At 40.2% G+C, this 14,464-nt stretch carries 13 protein-coding genes and 1 tRNA gene; 4 read left to right on the top strand and 10 right to left on the bottom strand.

Annotation, left to right across the window (positions count from 1 at the left end):
• Positions 1-3 precede the first annotated feature (3 nt).
• The 7 genes from DS742_RS21740 to DS742_RS21770 form a co-directional block, all read right to left on the bottom strand.
• Entirely contained in the window at positions 4-1,611 is a 1,608-nt protein-coding gene (locus tag DS742_RS21740; RefSeq protein WP_117419059.1) for a response regulator, read from the bottom strand.
• The gene (locus tag DS742_RS21745) at positions 1,596-3,425 is read right to left on the bottom strand and encodes a sensor histidine kinase (RefSeq protein ID WP_170313542.1); all 1,830 of its coding nucleotides are present in this window, start codon (positions 3,423-3,425) and stop codon (positions 1,596-1,598) included. Before DS742_RS21745 ends, DS742_RS21740 begins: the two co-directional genes overlap by 16 nt.
• 125 nt (positions 3,426-3,550) lie before the next feature.
• Entirely contained in the window at positions 3,551-4,435 is an 885-nt protein-coding gene (locus DS742_RS21750; RefSeq protein ID WP_242996674.1) for a carbohydrate ABC transporter permease, read from the bottom strand.
• An 11-nt stretch (positions 4,436-4,446) separates the two neighbouring features.
• Positions 4,447-5,382: a carbohydrate ABC transporter permease gene (locus DS742_RS21755; RefSeq protein WP_117419061.1), complete on the bottom strand. Its 936-nt coding sequence runs from the start codon at positions 5,380-5,382 to the stop codon at positions 4,447-4,449.
• Between the two features lie 76 nt (positions 5,383-5,458).
• On the bottom strand, positions 5,459-6,910 hold the full coding sequence (locus DS742_RS21760) for an ABC transporter substrate-binding protein (RefSeq protein WP_117419062.1): 1,452 nt from the start codon (positions 6,908-6,910) through the stop codon (positions 5,459-5,461).
• A gap of 250 nt (positions 6,911-7,160) precedes the next feature.
• The gene (locus DS742_RS21765) at positions 7,161-7,436 is read right to left on the bottom strand and encodes an acylphosphatase (protein ID WP_117419063.1); all 276 of its coding nucleotides are present in this window, start codon (positions 7,434-7,436) and stop codon (positions 7,161-7,163) included.
• Positions 7,421-9,583 (bottom strand): bifunctional diguanylate cyclase/phosphodiesterase, encoded by a 2,163-nt coding sequence (locus DS742_RS21770; RefSeq protein WP_117419064.1) that lies wholly within the window; start codon positions 9,581-9,583, stop codon positions 7,421-7,423. Before DS742_RS21770 ends, DS742_RS21765 begins: the two co-directional genes overlap by 16 nt.
• Before the next feature lie 177 nt (positions 9,584-9,760).
• Here DS742_RS21770 and DS742_RS21775 point away from each other — a divergent pair.
• A tRNA-Thr gene (locus DS742_RS21775) sits at positions 9,761-9,833 on the top strand.
• A gap of 49 nt (positions 9,834-9,882) precedes the next feature.
• Here the strand turns inward: DS742_RS21775 and DS742_RS21780 are convergent.
• The 3 genes from DS742_RS21780 to DS742_RS21790 form a co-directional block, all read right to left on the bottom strand.
• Positions 9,883-10,086: a holin gene (locus tag DS742_RS21780; RefSeq protein WP_117419065.1), complete on the bottom strand. Its 204-nt coding sequence runs from the start codon at positions 10,084-10,086 to the stop codon at positions 9,883-9,885.
• A 202-nt stretch (positions 10,087-10,288) separates the two neighbouring features.
• Positions 10,289-10,648 (bottom strand): molecular chaperone Hsp90, encoded by a 360-nt coding sequence (locus tag DS742_RS21785; protein WP_117419066.1) that lies wholly within the window; start codon positions 10,646-10,648, stop codon positions 10,289-10,291.
• 98 nt (positions 10,649-10,746) lie between these two features.
• On the bottom strand, positions 10,747-11,643 hold the full coding sequence (locus DS742_RS21790; RefSeq protein WP_346064845.1) for an SDR family oxidoreductase: 897 nt from the start codon (positions 11,641-11,643) through the stop codon (positions 10,747-10,749).
• Positions 11,644-12,144: 501 nt separating this feature from the next.
• Here DS742_RS21790 and DS742_RS21795 point away from each other — a divergent pair.
• From DS742_RS21795 to DS742_RS21805, 3 genes are read left to right on the top strand one after another with little or no spacing between them, the layout of a single operon-like run.
• Positions 12,145-12,450 (top strand): hypothetical protein, encoded by a 306-nt coding sequence (locus DS742_RS21795; RefSeq protein ID WP_117419068.1) that lies wholly within the window; start codon positions 12,145-12,147, stop codon positions 12,448-12,450.
• 37 nt (positions 12,451-12,487) lie between these two features.
• Positions 12,488-14,059, top strand: a complete 1,572-nt coding sequence (locus DS742_RS21800; protein WP_117419069.1) for an ammonium transporter — start codon at positions 12,488-12,490, stop codon at positions 14,057-14,059.
• A 46-nt stretch (positions 14,060-14,105) separates the two neighbouring features.
• Positions 14,106-14,444: a P-II family nitrogen regulator gene (locus DS742_RS21805; protein ID WP_117419070.1), complete on the top strand. Its 339-nt coding sequence runs from the start codon at positions 14,106-14,108 to the stop codon at positions 14,442-14,444.
• The last annotated feature ends 20 nt before the right edge of the window (positions 14,445-14,464 follow it).

Here is a 14,464-nt window from a genome sequence, read left to right on the forward strand (position 1 = left end):
CCCTTAATATAACCGTTCTTCTTCTACTGCCTTTTTAAATTCGGTTGGCGTACAGCCGTAAAACTTCTTAAAACTGCTTGCAAAATACCTTTGATTTTCGTACCCGCACTCTTCTGATACTTCCTGTATCTTTAAACTGGTCTTCTGAAGAAGCATTCCGGCATGCTCCATCCGTTTCCGTATCAGATATTCTCCAACCCCCTCACCTGTATGCTGTTTGAAGATCTGGCGGACATAGCTGGAACTAAAATGCACCTTGTCAGCAACCCACTCTAAATCTACCTTACTGTCTTTTATATTGTTTTCCAGTAACAATTTCATCTGCTTTACCACTGCACTGGCCTTTGTTTCCTCTGAATAATCAGAGATTACCAGACAGCAGGTTTGTATATAGCTTTCCAGCATTTCCTTCATATCCATAAGGCTGCCATAATGAATTCTGTCCTGCATAGAGGCTGCAGGCTCCAGAATCTCCCGGTCAAAACCGGCATGCTTCATGTCATTCTGAATTGCGTAAATAAGTTCCTTTACCGACACACTGATGTAGTCATTTTTCTTGTTGGCCAGAGAAGCATAGCTTTTTATTAACCCTTTCAGTTGTAAAAGCGCTTCGTCTTTTTGCCCCAGCCGTACGGAAAGGCGTATCTGATTTTTCCAGTCTCTGATTGACGAACTGCTGCCCTCTTCCTGTTTTTCATGCGCTTCTCCATAGAACAAAATGGGGTGTTCTGTATTAATCATTCCCCGCCAGACCGCCATCGCTTCCTGATAAGAAGTACACAGTCCCTCTCTGCTCTTGTAAGGACAGCCTATGGCAGAAGTAAGCTGAATCTGATAATACTTTCTCAGGCTGGTCTGTATCTTTTCCATACCCGCTTTTATCTTGCCGGTAAAAGCAGCTTCCCCGTCTCCTGTCCCACACCAGATTACAACCAGATGGGCTCCATCAAAGCTGACTGCATAAAGACGGATTTCAGGCGGAAAATAACCTTCCCGTATCAGCAGCAGAAATTCTTCTACACTTTCCTGACTTTTAAAATCCCAGGTTCCTCCTGTAAGGCGGAGTATACCTGCCAGATAATAGTCTCCTGTTAAATCCATACCAGGCTGCTCATAGTCCGTTTCCCTGCACTCCCGCCCTTCCAGCAGATCCTTACATACCTTTTCCCTGTAAAGACCCTCTCTGATAATCGCCTGTTCCCGAAGCAGAATCATATTTTGCTGGAGTGTTTTCTGACTGTCTAATTCGTTTATCATCTTCTCTAAAACTTCCTCCAGTTCCTGGGGCAGAAACGGTTTTAACAGATAATCCTTTACACCAAGAGATATGGCCTGTCTGGCATAATCAAATTCATCGTATCCGCTGATTACAACATATTTGCTTAAAAGACTGGCTTTCTGCATCTCTTTAATCAGTTCCAATCCATTCATGAAAGGCATGGATATATCCGTGATTAAAATATCCGGATTTAAATGAAGAGCTGATTTTAAAGCTTCTTTTCCATCTCCCGCTACTGCAACCACTTCCACAGCTAACGATGAGCTGCGAATGTTTTTTACAAGTAAATCCCTTACATAATCCTCATCATCTACAATCATGATCCGATACATGAATCCACCTCCCCATCTGTGACTGGAAGTGTAAGCATTGCTTTGGTCCACTGACCTTCTACACTCTCAAATTGAAGTCCGTAATTCTCTCCGTAAAATAAGCGGAGCCTTTCATTTACGTTATAGATTCCATAACCTTCCAAACGGTCTGTTACCCCTTTTTTTAGTGTTTCATTCAGAATCTTTAACTTATCTTCTGGAATTCCTGCTCCATTATCCCATACAATCAGCTTTAATATTTTCTCAGCTTCTCCACTACATGGTTCTTCATAAATCCGTATCAGCCCTGTCCCCTGCTTCTCTTTAATGCCATGATAAATCGAATTTTCTGCCAGCGGCTGTAAAATCAGTTTGATTACTCTTAAGTCCAGCCACTGTTCATCCACATCAATCTGGTAATTTAACTTTGAATGGTAACGAATTCTTTGAATATCAAGATAACTGGAAACATGTTCAATTTCTTCTTTTAAGGAGATAATTTCTGCTCCTTTACTAAGTGAAATACGAAAGAATTTCCCTAATGAGTTGGACAAAATACTGATTTCCTTTGCCCCCTGATCGGCAGCCTGCCACGTTATGGCATTTAGGGTATTATAGAGAAAATGTGGATTTATCTGAGCCTGTAATGCCCTTAGTTCCGCCTTCCTCTTCTGTTTTTGTACTTCGGCTGCATGATCCCTCTCCCACTTTAATTCTTCAATTGTCTCCTCCTGCTTTTTTACCAGGTTTTGGATCTCTCCGATCATATAGTTAAAGCTCTTTGCCAGACTTCCCACTTCATCTTTATACGGATAAAAGAAACGCGTATTAAAATCCCCTTTTTCAACCAGGCTCATGCGCTTTTCCAGTTTTCTTAACGAGTTGGTCAACTGATGGGATAACAAAAGAATGGCAGCCACACCAACGAAAAAGATCACTCCCATGGTTTCCAGAATTACGTTTCTTAAACTTTGCAAACTTCCCAGCAGAGATTCTCTCGATTTTAATCCAAAGATTTGCCAGCCATTCTCGGTAAGACGATTGCAGGTCACTAAATATGTATTGCCTTCATACTCATAATCACTGGTGATGACTGCTCCTTTTTCTCCCTCCTTTTGGGCCAGTTTCATCAGTTTTGCAGCATCAATGCCTTCTGAACCGATAATTGTATTTCCTTCCTGATCCAGAATAAGAATCTTATCAAAAAACTCATATTTTCCTGCTAATATATGTTCCAGTTCCTTTGCCTTTAATTGAAGAATTAAATATAAGCTGCCTTTATATCCCTCCACACTAAACCTTCTCACACAGGGAATAATTTCATCCGTATCCTGAAAGATCTGGTCTGTTTGTGTCGGGAACCACTGGATGGCTTTCCCCGGTCCTCCTATATAGGAACTATAATACTCCGACTCTTTAAACTGAAACTGCCAGTTTCTCATTCGGACAAAATTATCAAATTCCCCCTTGTCTGTATAAATAAAGGAAGAATGCAGCAGATTTTCCCCTGTCTCCAAATCCTTTAAGAAAGAAGACACGGTCCCCATGGTCTTTATCAGATTTAAATCATTGGGATTGTTTAAATAATCAGAGAAGCTGACTACAAAGGTATAATTGGTCAGCATTCCCTGGGCTCTCTGTCTGATCACCCCAAGCCGCATATCAAGAGTATCCACAATCTGTGCAAGCACACTTTCCGCACTGACTCTGAAATTCTCCTCGATGTCATGAGACGTATATTGGTAATAAGAGAACCCGCTGATTGCCGTTGTAAAAAAGAACATAATCCCAAATATTACGATAATTTTGCTTCTAAACCGCAAATTTTTGTACATTTTATTCATCATCATTTTCCTTGTTTTATCGTCTTTCCTGATATGTATTTAAAATATTATTTTATCATAAATCCGAAAGACCGAATAGCCAGAACACTGCATGTTCCGGCTATAGAATGAAAAGGCTAACCTTTTACCGCACCGGCCGTCAGCCCTGCAATAAACTGTTTATTGGAAAACATGTATACGATTAAAATCGGGATAATCGCTATGGAAGCACCAGCAAGCATAATATGCCACTCTGCTGCTGAATTCACGGAATACTTTAGTTGAACAACAGCAACGGTTAAAGTCTGAAGCTTTGGTATGGAAATCGTCATGATTAAACTGGTGATATAATCATTCCACGCATTCCGGAAGGAAAATAACGCCACAACTGCAAGAATTGGCTTGCTTAACGGAAGAATGATTCGGGAATATACACCGTAAATGCTGCACCCGTCAATAATCGCGGCTTCATCTAATTCCTTTGGGATTCCTTTGGTAAATCCCATAACCAGAAATACATTGGTGGCCTGCCCCCCGGTTAAAGCTATCACCAGTGCAAATATGGTTTTGTTAATTTTCAATGCACGGAGCAGTTCGTAAATGGGATAGAGGGTAACAGATCCCAGTGACACAAACATCATAGACATATAAAGTGCAAGCAGAATCTTTTTTCCTGCAAAGTCTTTTCTTGCCATGGCAAATCCGGCAAGTGAAGTGGTAACCACTGCGAGTATCGTCACAGATATGCTGACCACAACGCTGTTTAACGTATATTTTGTAAAATCAGCCTGTATAAACGCTTTATAATAGTTTTCAAAATGCCAGACACTGGGGAAGAAACCGCCTCCCTGGGTCAGTTCGGCATTGGTCTTAAACGATCCAAGAACGGTATAAATCACCGGATACAGGGTAAAAACAATCATAATCCCCAAAAAGACCCATTTCGAAATCAACGCAGCCCGGGCTTTGTCAGACAGATGTATTTTTTTCATTCTCACATTCTGTGTATTTGCTTCTGTCATAATCTGCCTCCTTAATAAATATCATCCAGTTTCTTAGAAGCTTTTAAGTAAATCACCGTAACCACACCTGCAATAGCTGCAGAAACTACGCTGACTGCCGCACCGTAGCCATACTGGGGAACAGTTGCTTCCGCGGCAGAAATCGGAAAGAAATACCGGTATCCGTAAAGAGACATGACCATGGTCGCATTATTGGGACCGCCCTCGGTAAGTACCATAACATTGGTTATATCATTGAAGGCAGATGTAATCGCAAGCATCATAATGATCTTTAGAATTGGTCCCAGCATTGGAACAATGATATACCAGATCGTCTGAAGTTTGCCCGCTCCATCAATTCTGGCGCTTTCAATGGCATCCTCCGAAACCTGCTGGATTCCTGCTATAAAATAAACCATATAGTTTCCGACGCCGCCCCAGACGGCAGTCAGAATGAGTGTCTTCATGGCGTGATCTTTACCAAGCCAGTTAATAGGACGGCTGATGATTCCCGATTCCAAAAGATATTTATTAACCTCACCATTATAAGCATTAAACAATAAGTAAAATACAAGGCCCATGACGGCAGAACTCATGATTGTGGGCAAAAACATAATGCTCTGGGTGACTCCATTTCCGCGTTTCTGCTGATTGAAAAGAAATGCAAGGAAAAAGGCCAGAGGGATAATAATGAGAACTTTTCCAAATCCGTAAGTAAACGTATGAAGTACACTTTCCCAGTACACTTTATCCCGGAATACTCTTGCTAAATTAACAAAACCTACAAATATCGGCTTCCCGGTTCCATAGCCGCCATATTGATAGAATACATACTTTAACGTCCATACAACCGGATACAGAGAACAGGCTGTAAAAAGAATCAGATTTGGCAGCAAAAAAGAATATGTCTGCAGGTTTTGTTTTAAAGTCTTCTTTATTCTGAGATTCCTGCTTATCGTTTCTTTCATCTGTGTACTCCTTTCTTAACGAAAGAGGGGCTGCCTCTTTTATTGAAGTGGCCCCTCTTTTCCATTACTTACTTATTTACTGCAATTTGGGATTCTTCGGATCGTAACCAGGAATCTTTACTTCATAGCCTGTGTTATTTTTAATCGCATCCTGATAAGCCTTATTATAACGATCAGTTAAATCCTTTAATGCAGTATCTGCATCTGCATCTCCGTAGTAAATTGATTCGCAGGTCTTAAACATATCCTCACCTTCCACTACCATACCAGAAGCAAATGCTGAGTGAGGTGGCTTTGGAAGAAGTGCGTCTATATCAGATATCAGCAGCCATTTTTTATTTTGGAAATCAATACTTGGCTTTGCTTTAGCAATAACACTTGGCAGAATGCTCACACCGTAACCGCCTTCATAGTAACCTACCAGATAATCTTCGTTAGCAAAAATATCTTTGTATACTTTAAATGCCTTTTCTAAGTTAGGGCTCTTAGCATTAAGAACATATCCGCCGGTTCCGGTAAAGTACTGTTTTCCTGTTGTTTTGCCTCCAACTGTCGGAATGGGAACACAGTCCCACTTATCAGAATCCATAGGGAACTGATTCTGGTATACTCCTGGCTCTGCATGGCTGTATGACATGTACATACCGATTTTTCCTGCTGCAAACTGCGTTCTTAACGGGTCAATATCAAGGGACTCACAGCCTGGGAATGCACTGTCCTCAGAAAGCAGTTCTTTCCACAATTTGAGAGATTCTGCCCATGGAGTAAAATCATATTCTCCCTTGGCAAAGTCGTATCCATTAACAAGGCCTGTTTCACGTTCAAGTCCGACCAATAAGGACCGCTGTAAGCCGGAGCTTGCACTCTTCATATTTTCTGCAAATCCATAAATCCCTTCGCCAGATAACTTGGAAGTGATGAGTTTGGAGTCAGCTACCATCTCCTCTAACGTTTTTGGGGGTTCTGCAATCCCTACACGTGAGAATATCTCTTTATTATAGAAGAGACGGCAGGTCGTTCCAGTGGTAGGAACAAAGTAAAGCTTACCATCCAGTTCATTATAACCAGGAAAGATGACATCCTTGAAATACGTCTTCATATCTCCATCCATAAAGTCATAGAGATTTGCCCACTGGCCTTCGTTTACGTATTTATCGAACATCTGTTCCTGCTGAACCATGATATCAGGAAGCTCACCGCTTTGTACTGCCATATCAATGGCCTGAACGTAGTTGTCCGTATAGAGCTGGTAATTTACCTGAATATTATCTGTATTGGTTTTGTTATACTCGTCAACCTTTGCCTGTACATAGGATGCATCATGGCGATCCTTTGACCAGATGTTAATCACGGTCTTCTCTCCGCTTGGTGCTTTTGTGTCAGACGAAGCTGGCGCTGTTGTTTCCGCTGCCGCTTTCGTCTGTGCATTTGTAGTTTCATTCGTTGCTGCCCCGCCAGAACAACCAGCCAGCGTACCCGCTGTCATGAGTGCAGCAAGCGTAATTGCTCCAATTTGTTTTAACTTCATAAGTGTTTCCCTCCCATTTCTTGTTTATGGGTTCATTATACGAGATAAACCGATGACCGTAAATGCAATATCCGTCTATCCCATGTTCGAAATCCGATGTTGCAATTCATAATCAGTAAACGTTTATAAGGTTGGATTATCACACACAAGAGGTTATTTCAGGTTTTTTTGCAGCGGCAGCCGCAAAACACAAAAATCCCAGTAGATACAAGCTTCCTTGTAAATACCGGGATTATAAGAACTTCATATTTCATCTGACCTGAAAACCAGACTCATGCTTCACAGGTATTAAATCCGCATCATACTGATGAATTTCTATAAAACGTTCCCCTTTCAATATCTCAAACAAGTGATCAATATTCTCTCGTTCCCCCTGTACTTCCATCTCTACACGGCCGTCATCAAGATTTCTCACCCATCCTGTCAGTTTTAACTGTATGGCAAACTGCATGGTTCGAAAACGGAAGCCCACTCCCTGAACTCTTCCATCAACATAGATGTGTTCTCTAATTATTTCTCTGTGCATATATTCACCGCCTTATTATCGTCTTTAGGAGCCAAAGATACTGTCTCACCAAGAAGCCTTTCAAAGTCCTCTAATGGCATCGGTCTGGCAAATACATATCCCTGTATAATATCGCATCCAGCTGATTTTAAAAAGTCAACCGTTTCTGTAAACTCCACACCTTCTGCAATGGCTTTAATGTGAAGTTCCTTTGCCATATGAATGATATTGGATATAACAATGCGCTCTCTTCTGATATCACTGCTTTTTCTAAAAAACATGATGTCCAGTTTAACAATATCAATTGACAGATTTTTTAAAAGGTTCAAAGAAGAGTAGCCTGCTCCGAAGTCATCAAGAGAGCAGATAAATCCCTTCTCATGAAGTCTCGCAACCAGACTGTTAAAAACACTATCATCCGTAAGCATAACCGTTTCTGTAAATTCCAATTCCAGCAATCCGTCTGGAATCTCGTATTTCTCCTTAATGCTTCCATAGTAGTCCACAAAATCATCTCTGAGAATCCCTACTTTTGAAACATTGACAGCCAGGTTAATCGGTTTACTTCCTGATTTTAAATATCGGTGAAACCACTGGCAGGAGCTTTCAAACATATAACGATCCAGCATAATGATCTTTTCATCCCGTTCCATGATAGGAATAAACTGTCCGGGCAGTATGGTCCCTTTTCGGGGATTTTCCCATCTTACCAGTACTTCTCCCCCCACGATCTCATTATTCATCTGTATAGAGACCTTTGGCTGTATAAAAATCCGGAATTCCTGCCTTTCTATGGCACCTTCCATCTCTGATTCCATCTCCGATTCATCTACAACCTTGTCCCACATTTCCTTATTATAAATACCAAACTGGTTCCCTGGCAGGTTTTTTATGTATTTTTGTGCAATGTTGGCGCGATTTACAATAGTATCTATGGATACGTTCCTGTCCTCTTCCTCCAGAAAATAAACTCCCATGCAAAGTTCCGTTGCAATTCTTTTATTATAGGACAATTCCTTCAGCCGAAAATCTTCAATCAGTTTTTGAAAGCAATTTTTCAATTCCATACGCGATTCATATTGATAAAGTCCAACAAAATTATCTGCAGACACTCTGCAGAACAGGGAATTCTGCCCGGAGCATTTTTGCAGCAGACCTGCAATCTCTATTAAAATCCGGTCTCCTTCTTCATATCCAAGAACATCATTAATAAATTTAAATTTTTTGATATCACAATACCATACCGCATAACTTTTCAAGTCTGCAGTCCGCAGGATGCGTTCCGCTTCTTTTTTAAACGCGTGAAAGTTCCGGCTGCGGGTTAGGGAATCCGTATATGCGATGTTCACCAACGTCTTCTGGTTTGCCGTGATTGTCCTGTATTGCTTGTAGAAAAATGCAAAAAACAAACCTGAGGATATCAGAATCATAATCCCAATACCAACAGCTGTCTCCATATATCTGCCTTTCAGTCCTGATTCCGGAAATACATTCAGTAAGTACCAATCATTGTATTCCAGTGGAATTAAAACGGCAAACTCACGCTCATTCTCTATAAGATTCAACTTAGAAGATGTCTTCTGGTTACTGGTTATCATATTATAAATTTCATTTCTTATGTTATTCCAGTCAGCTGCATCCCGGTCATCGGATGCTGCCACTAAGGATCCCCTGTTATCAAACACAGCACAGATTCCGGCTCCAGCCAGAGTCTGGGTATTCATAAACTGGTTCATTAAATTTCCAGCGTCCCCTGTGTACAGGTATCCCAGAGGCTGGTTGTTTTTCCCTCTTATCAATACATCAAAATAGGAAGCTTCTCTGTCTAACCTTGACCAGTCAAGCTTTTCGGAATACTTTATCTTCATTCCTTTCATGGAAAGATTCATTCGGCCAATAATTTCCGGAAGCTGCCTGGCATGGTCAGAATCCATACCACTAAAGCCTGCGGCTATGACTTTGAGAAGTTGTATGTCTCCTTCAATCTTGCTTTTAACCGTAAACTGGTTCTGCTTTGCAGCACTATAGTAATAATCATTATTTTCTTTTGTATTTTTTTGTATCCTATAGATTAGAAAAATGATACAGCAGATGATTAAAAACAGCCATAAGAGTACAGGAATCGCCATATCAAATTTTCCAACCCTATTCTCATCCTTAGCATGCATAAAAGTCAGACTCCTTGTAAAATTAAAACTGACATCTGGTTCTTTTATGTTAATTATAGCTTTTTATGGTACGTTTGGCAATGACTACATAATCTAAGTTTTTTTTCATAAAAGGGTTGATTTTTCACATTCTATTTGTTATACTGTCAAAGGTTCGGCACTTGCCGATTCCGGATTGCTTCCGTAGCGCAGTTGGTAGCGCAACGCATTCGTAATGCGTGGGTCGGGGGTTCGAGTCCCCCCGGAAGCTGTTGGAAAGCCTCGTGTTTACGGGGTTTTTTTATGTATATTTTTATTTGTTACACCTTTAATTCAGGTAACCCGGCTATTGATGTAAGAAGTGACATGATACCTGCTAATGCAGCTGTAGAAGCTACCATAACCCAGTTGACTTCTGACATTGCCGCTGTGGTTCCTATTGTAGCTACAGCGGTCTGTGCCATTGTTTTTATCGCTCTGATTCCTGCGGCTTTTATCCATCTTATCAGATATTCTTTATTCATTCCATTTTCCTCCTTATTAAAATTCATCTATAATATAACATATGACAGCTCCGACAATTTTATTAATGATTCTACATTTCCATTCTGCCGGATCAAAAAAAACCGACAATTAAGCCGGTTTTTTCTTGATAAAGCCAAAGAAAAGCCCCGTATAAAACGAGGTTTTTCCGATTCGCATATATAGGCAGTTTAAATCTGATGTTTATCCAGAAATAACATCTTTCTTTTCAAGGATTGCCGTTGCGGCCGCACATGCCGGGCAGTCGCAATAAATTGCTCCGGCAGACTTGATTTTCTTTGCATGACCGGCAATATTCTTTGCAGTATCCGCTCCGAAGATACGAATTCCGTCATCAGATTCTGCAAAGCCGATTAACATGTCTATTGGTACTACATCTGCTTTCAGCTCATCCATAAACTTTTTCGTTTCCACTGCTTCCCCTTCTGTCCCAATGGCATCCAACCAGTTCTGGGCTGCTGTTTTTGCTTCTTTGCTGCAGGACGGTGCATTGATTAATTCGTGTGTTTTTTCAACAACATAATCTAATACTTCTTTATTCATATGGTTTACCTCCTTCTTCATCTGGAAATTACTTACATTTTATCATAGAAAATATAGTTTTACAATTTTAGATATAACAAATGCCAATAGCATACTATTTATGACTGCATACTCTGCCCTCCATCTACGTGCAAAACCTGCCCGGTTACGTAGGATGAATCCTCACTGGCCAGATATACATATGTTGGGGCGAGCTCAAATGGCTGACCTGCTCGCTTCATTGGAGTATCCGAACCGAATGTCGGTATATAATCAGCTGGCCAGCTGGCTGGCTGAAGCGGTGTCCAGATTGGTCCCGGTGCAACTGCATTTACCCTGATTCCATCAGAGACAAGTGAATGTGCCATGGCACGGGTGAAACTGACAATGGCACCTTTCGTACTGGAATAATCTATCAGCCATTTATTTCCTTCATATGCAGTAATTGAAGTTGTATTAATGATAGAACTGCCGCATTTCAAATAAGGCAGTGCAAACTTAGTCATCATGAACAAACCGTAAAAGTTGACTTCAAATGTAAGCCTCATTTGTTCTGCGGATATATTTTCAATTCCTGTCTGAGGAAACTGTACACCTGCATTATTCACAAGAATATCAATTCTACCGAAAAACGAAACCGTTCGGGATACCGCATCTTTACAAAACGACTCATCCCGTATATCGCCAGAAATCAGCAGGCACCTGCTGCCCTGTTCCTCCACGTAGCATTTTGTTATCCGGGCATCCTCATGTTCATTAAAGTAAATGATACATATATCAGCGCCTTCTTTTGCAAATGCCAGAGATACTGCTCTTCCGATCCCGCTGTCTCCTCCGGTAATCACTGCAACTTTGTTCATTAGTTTACCAGTTCCAATGTAATTGGGATTATCAAAGACTGGTTTGGGGTCCATTAATGTCTCTAAACCGGGTTGGACCGGCTGGTGCTGAGGCGGAAATTGAACCGGAGTCTGCTCACAAACTTTCTTATAGCCTAAATATGGATAACAATTCATCAACTAGTTCTCCAATCTATATTCATATAATAATCTTATATTAATTAAAGACTGGAGCTGTTACATGTACGAAGAAAATTGGCTGCGTATACGTTCTTCCGTATATGCCTTTTCTGCTTCACAAAACCAATTAGACCAGCATATGATAAAGCACAGCGGTAAAACCTAAGCGATTAAGGATGTGTGCAAAAGTCATATTTTAGGGAAAAATGTATAACGATTTATGGTTTATTATTAAAAATATATCCAAATTGCTGTTGTATTTAAAAAAGCAGTGTGATATATTCTAGTTATAATATTTATCTGGTAGACAAAGAAGTCAAAATACGCACGTTTTGACTTTTTTTTTATTTCACAGGAAAGCCTTTAGAATTTTATGTAAAATAAAAGCCTGGCATAGTTGATTTAATAAATTGAATAGTTAGAATTTTGACTGATGAACGATGGAGTTTAAGTTTTGTTACTTAGACTCTTTTTTATTTAATTTTAAAGGAGGAATTTATGAAAAAACAAAACCAATCAACAATTTTAAAGCAAAAAGCATTGACCTTAACAATACTTTTTGGATCAGCCTTATTCATTATTTTTCTGGGTATGTTCTTTTGTGCTTTTAGTTTTTTTAATAACATTAGTTTTAAGGTTTTAAATTCACAGATTCCCGGAGTAATATTTGGCTTATTGGTGATGTATCTGGGTATACGGTATTATTTGTCGGTAGGCAGGCTTAAGGAAGAAGTTTATAAAAGTACATCAGAGTTTTCCTGGAATAATTTTATTAAAGAAAAAAAGAGTAAGAGCATTCGGTAGTTAAAAAATCTGTTTCAATAAAAAGGAGGCAATTATAATGAAAAAAACAGGAACAATCATTAGTTTACTGGTAGTATTAGGGATAGCGGCAATTGCATTGGCATTGGCTTTTTCCTCACCAGGTGGTGCTGATCCAACAGGTGCTTCCTATGTAATACCTACCGGAACGGAGACAATTACAGATGTAGCTGCAACAGCTAACAAAGCTTATTATGGTGCTAATTTCACCTGGATTATGATAACCGGCTTCATGGTATTCTTTTTTCAGTGCGGTTTTGCTATGGTTGAAACAGGATTTTGCCGTGGTAAAAATGCAGCTCATACCATGACGATGAACTTTATGGTATTTTTAGTAGGTGCTGTGGGATATTTTCTTGTAGGTTTTGCACTTCAGTTTGGCGGCTCCGGCGGTGCGGCAGGACTTGGAACAGGAGGAAGAGCACTTGATGCTATGATGTCAATACCCGGGGTTGGCGGCATTTTCGGTTATAAGGGATTTTTATTATCTGGTGATGGTGTCTATGATCCTGGTATCTATGCATTATTTTTCTTCCAGATGGTATTTATGGATACAACCGTTACGATTCCAACCGGTGCTGTTGCAGAAAGAGTAAAATACTCTGCGGTGGTTATAACTTCATTTTTTATTTCCATGTTTCTCTACCCTCTGTTCGGAAACTGGGTATGGGGCGGCGGCTGGTTGTCAACCCTTGGTAAAAATTTTGGGTTGGGTCACGGCGTAGTAGATTTTGCCGGTTCTGCAGTTGTTCACTCCATGGGTGGTATGCTGGCACTTGCAGGTGCAATTGTTATTGGACCAAGAATTGGTAAATTCAAAAAGGATGGGACTACAAGAGCATTTCCGGGACACGATATCCCTATGGCCATTATTGGAACAATTATCTTATTCTTCTGCTGGTTTTCTTTTAATGCCGGTTCCACACTGAACTCTTCTGATTTCAGACTTTCTGTTGTTGCTACTAATACCATGATAGCAGGTGCAATCGGTGGTTTGGCAGCTATGTTTTATATGTGGATCAGATACGGAAAACCGGATCCATCCATGACGGCAAACGGTGCACTGGCAGGTTTGGTTGCTATTACAGCACCTTGTGCGTTTGTTAATGCCGCTTCTTCTTTCGTTATTGGATTAATAGCAGGTATAATGGTCTGTTTATCAGTATCCTTTGTGGAAAATCAATTAAAGCTTGATGATCCGGTAGGTGCCATTTCTGTTCACTGTGTAAATGGTCTTTGGGGAATACTTTCTTTAGGTTTATTTGCCGATGGATCATACGGAGATGGAATCAATGGTGTTGCAGGTGGAGTTACAGGTTTATTCTATGGTGATGCTTCCCAGTTTGCAGCCCAGTTTATTGCAGTAATTGTTCTTTTTGTATGGGGATTTGGTGTATCTTATGTATTCTTTAAAGTATTGGATAAAGTTTGGGGTTTAAGGGTATCACCCGAAGCAGAGCTTGCCGGACTTGACATTCCAGAAATGGGCGTAGCCGCATATCCTGACCTTCAGTTAGTAAAATCAGAACTGGATTTTGACTCTGCTGACAACGCAGAAATTAAGCAGTTAGCCAGATTTAAAAAGGCTTAACTCAAAACTAGAATAATTAGGCAATGTACCAAAAGGAGGTAATTGTATGAAGAAATTGGAGATTATTATTAAACCAGAAAGGCTGGAGGATGTAAAGAAAATTCTCAATGATAATAAGGCAAATGGTCTAATGATTTCAAATATTATGGGCTATGGTAACCAGAAGGGTTACAAAACAATATACAGAGGAACGGAAACAACGGTTAATCTGCTTCCAAAATTAAAAGTGGAAACTGTGGTACCTACAGAGGTTGCAGAAATAATTGTCAATGAAGTAGTAACACAAATAAATACCGGTAATTACGGTGACGGTAAGATTTTTATCTATGATGTAGATGATGTAGTAAGAATCCGCACCGGTGAACGTGGTAATGAAGCATTATGAAATAACTACTGCAAAAGAAG

Source organism: Lacrimispora amygdalina (assembly GCF_003432035.1).
GTDB lineage: Bacteria > Bacillota > Clostridia > Lachnospirales > Lachnospiraceae > Lacrimispora > Lacrimispora amygdalina.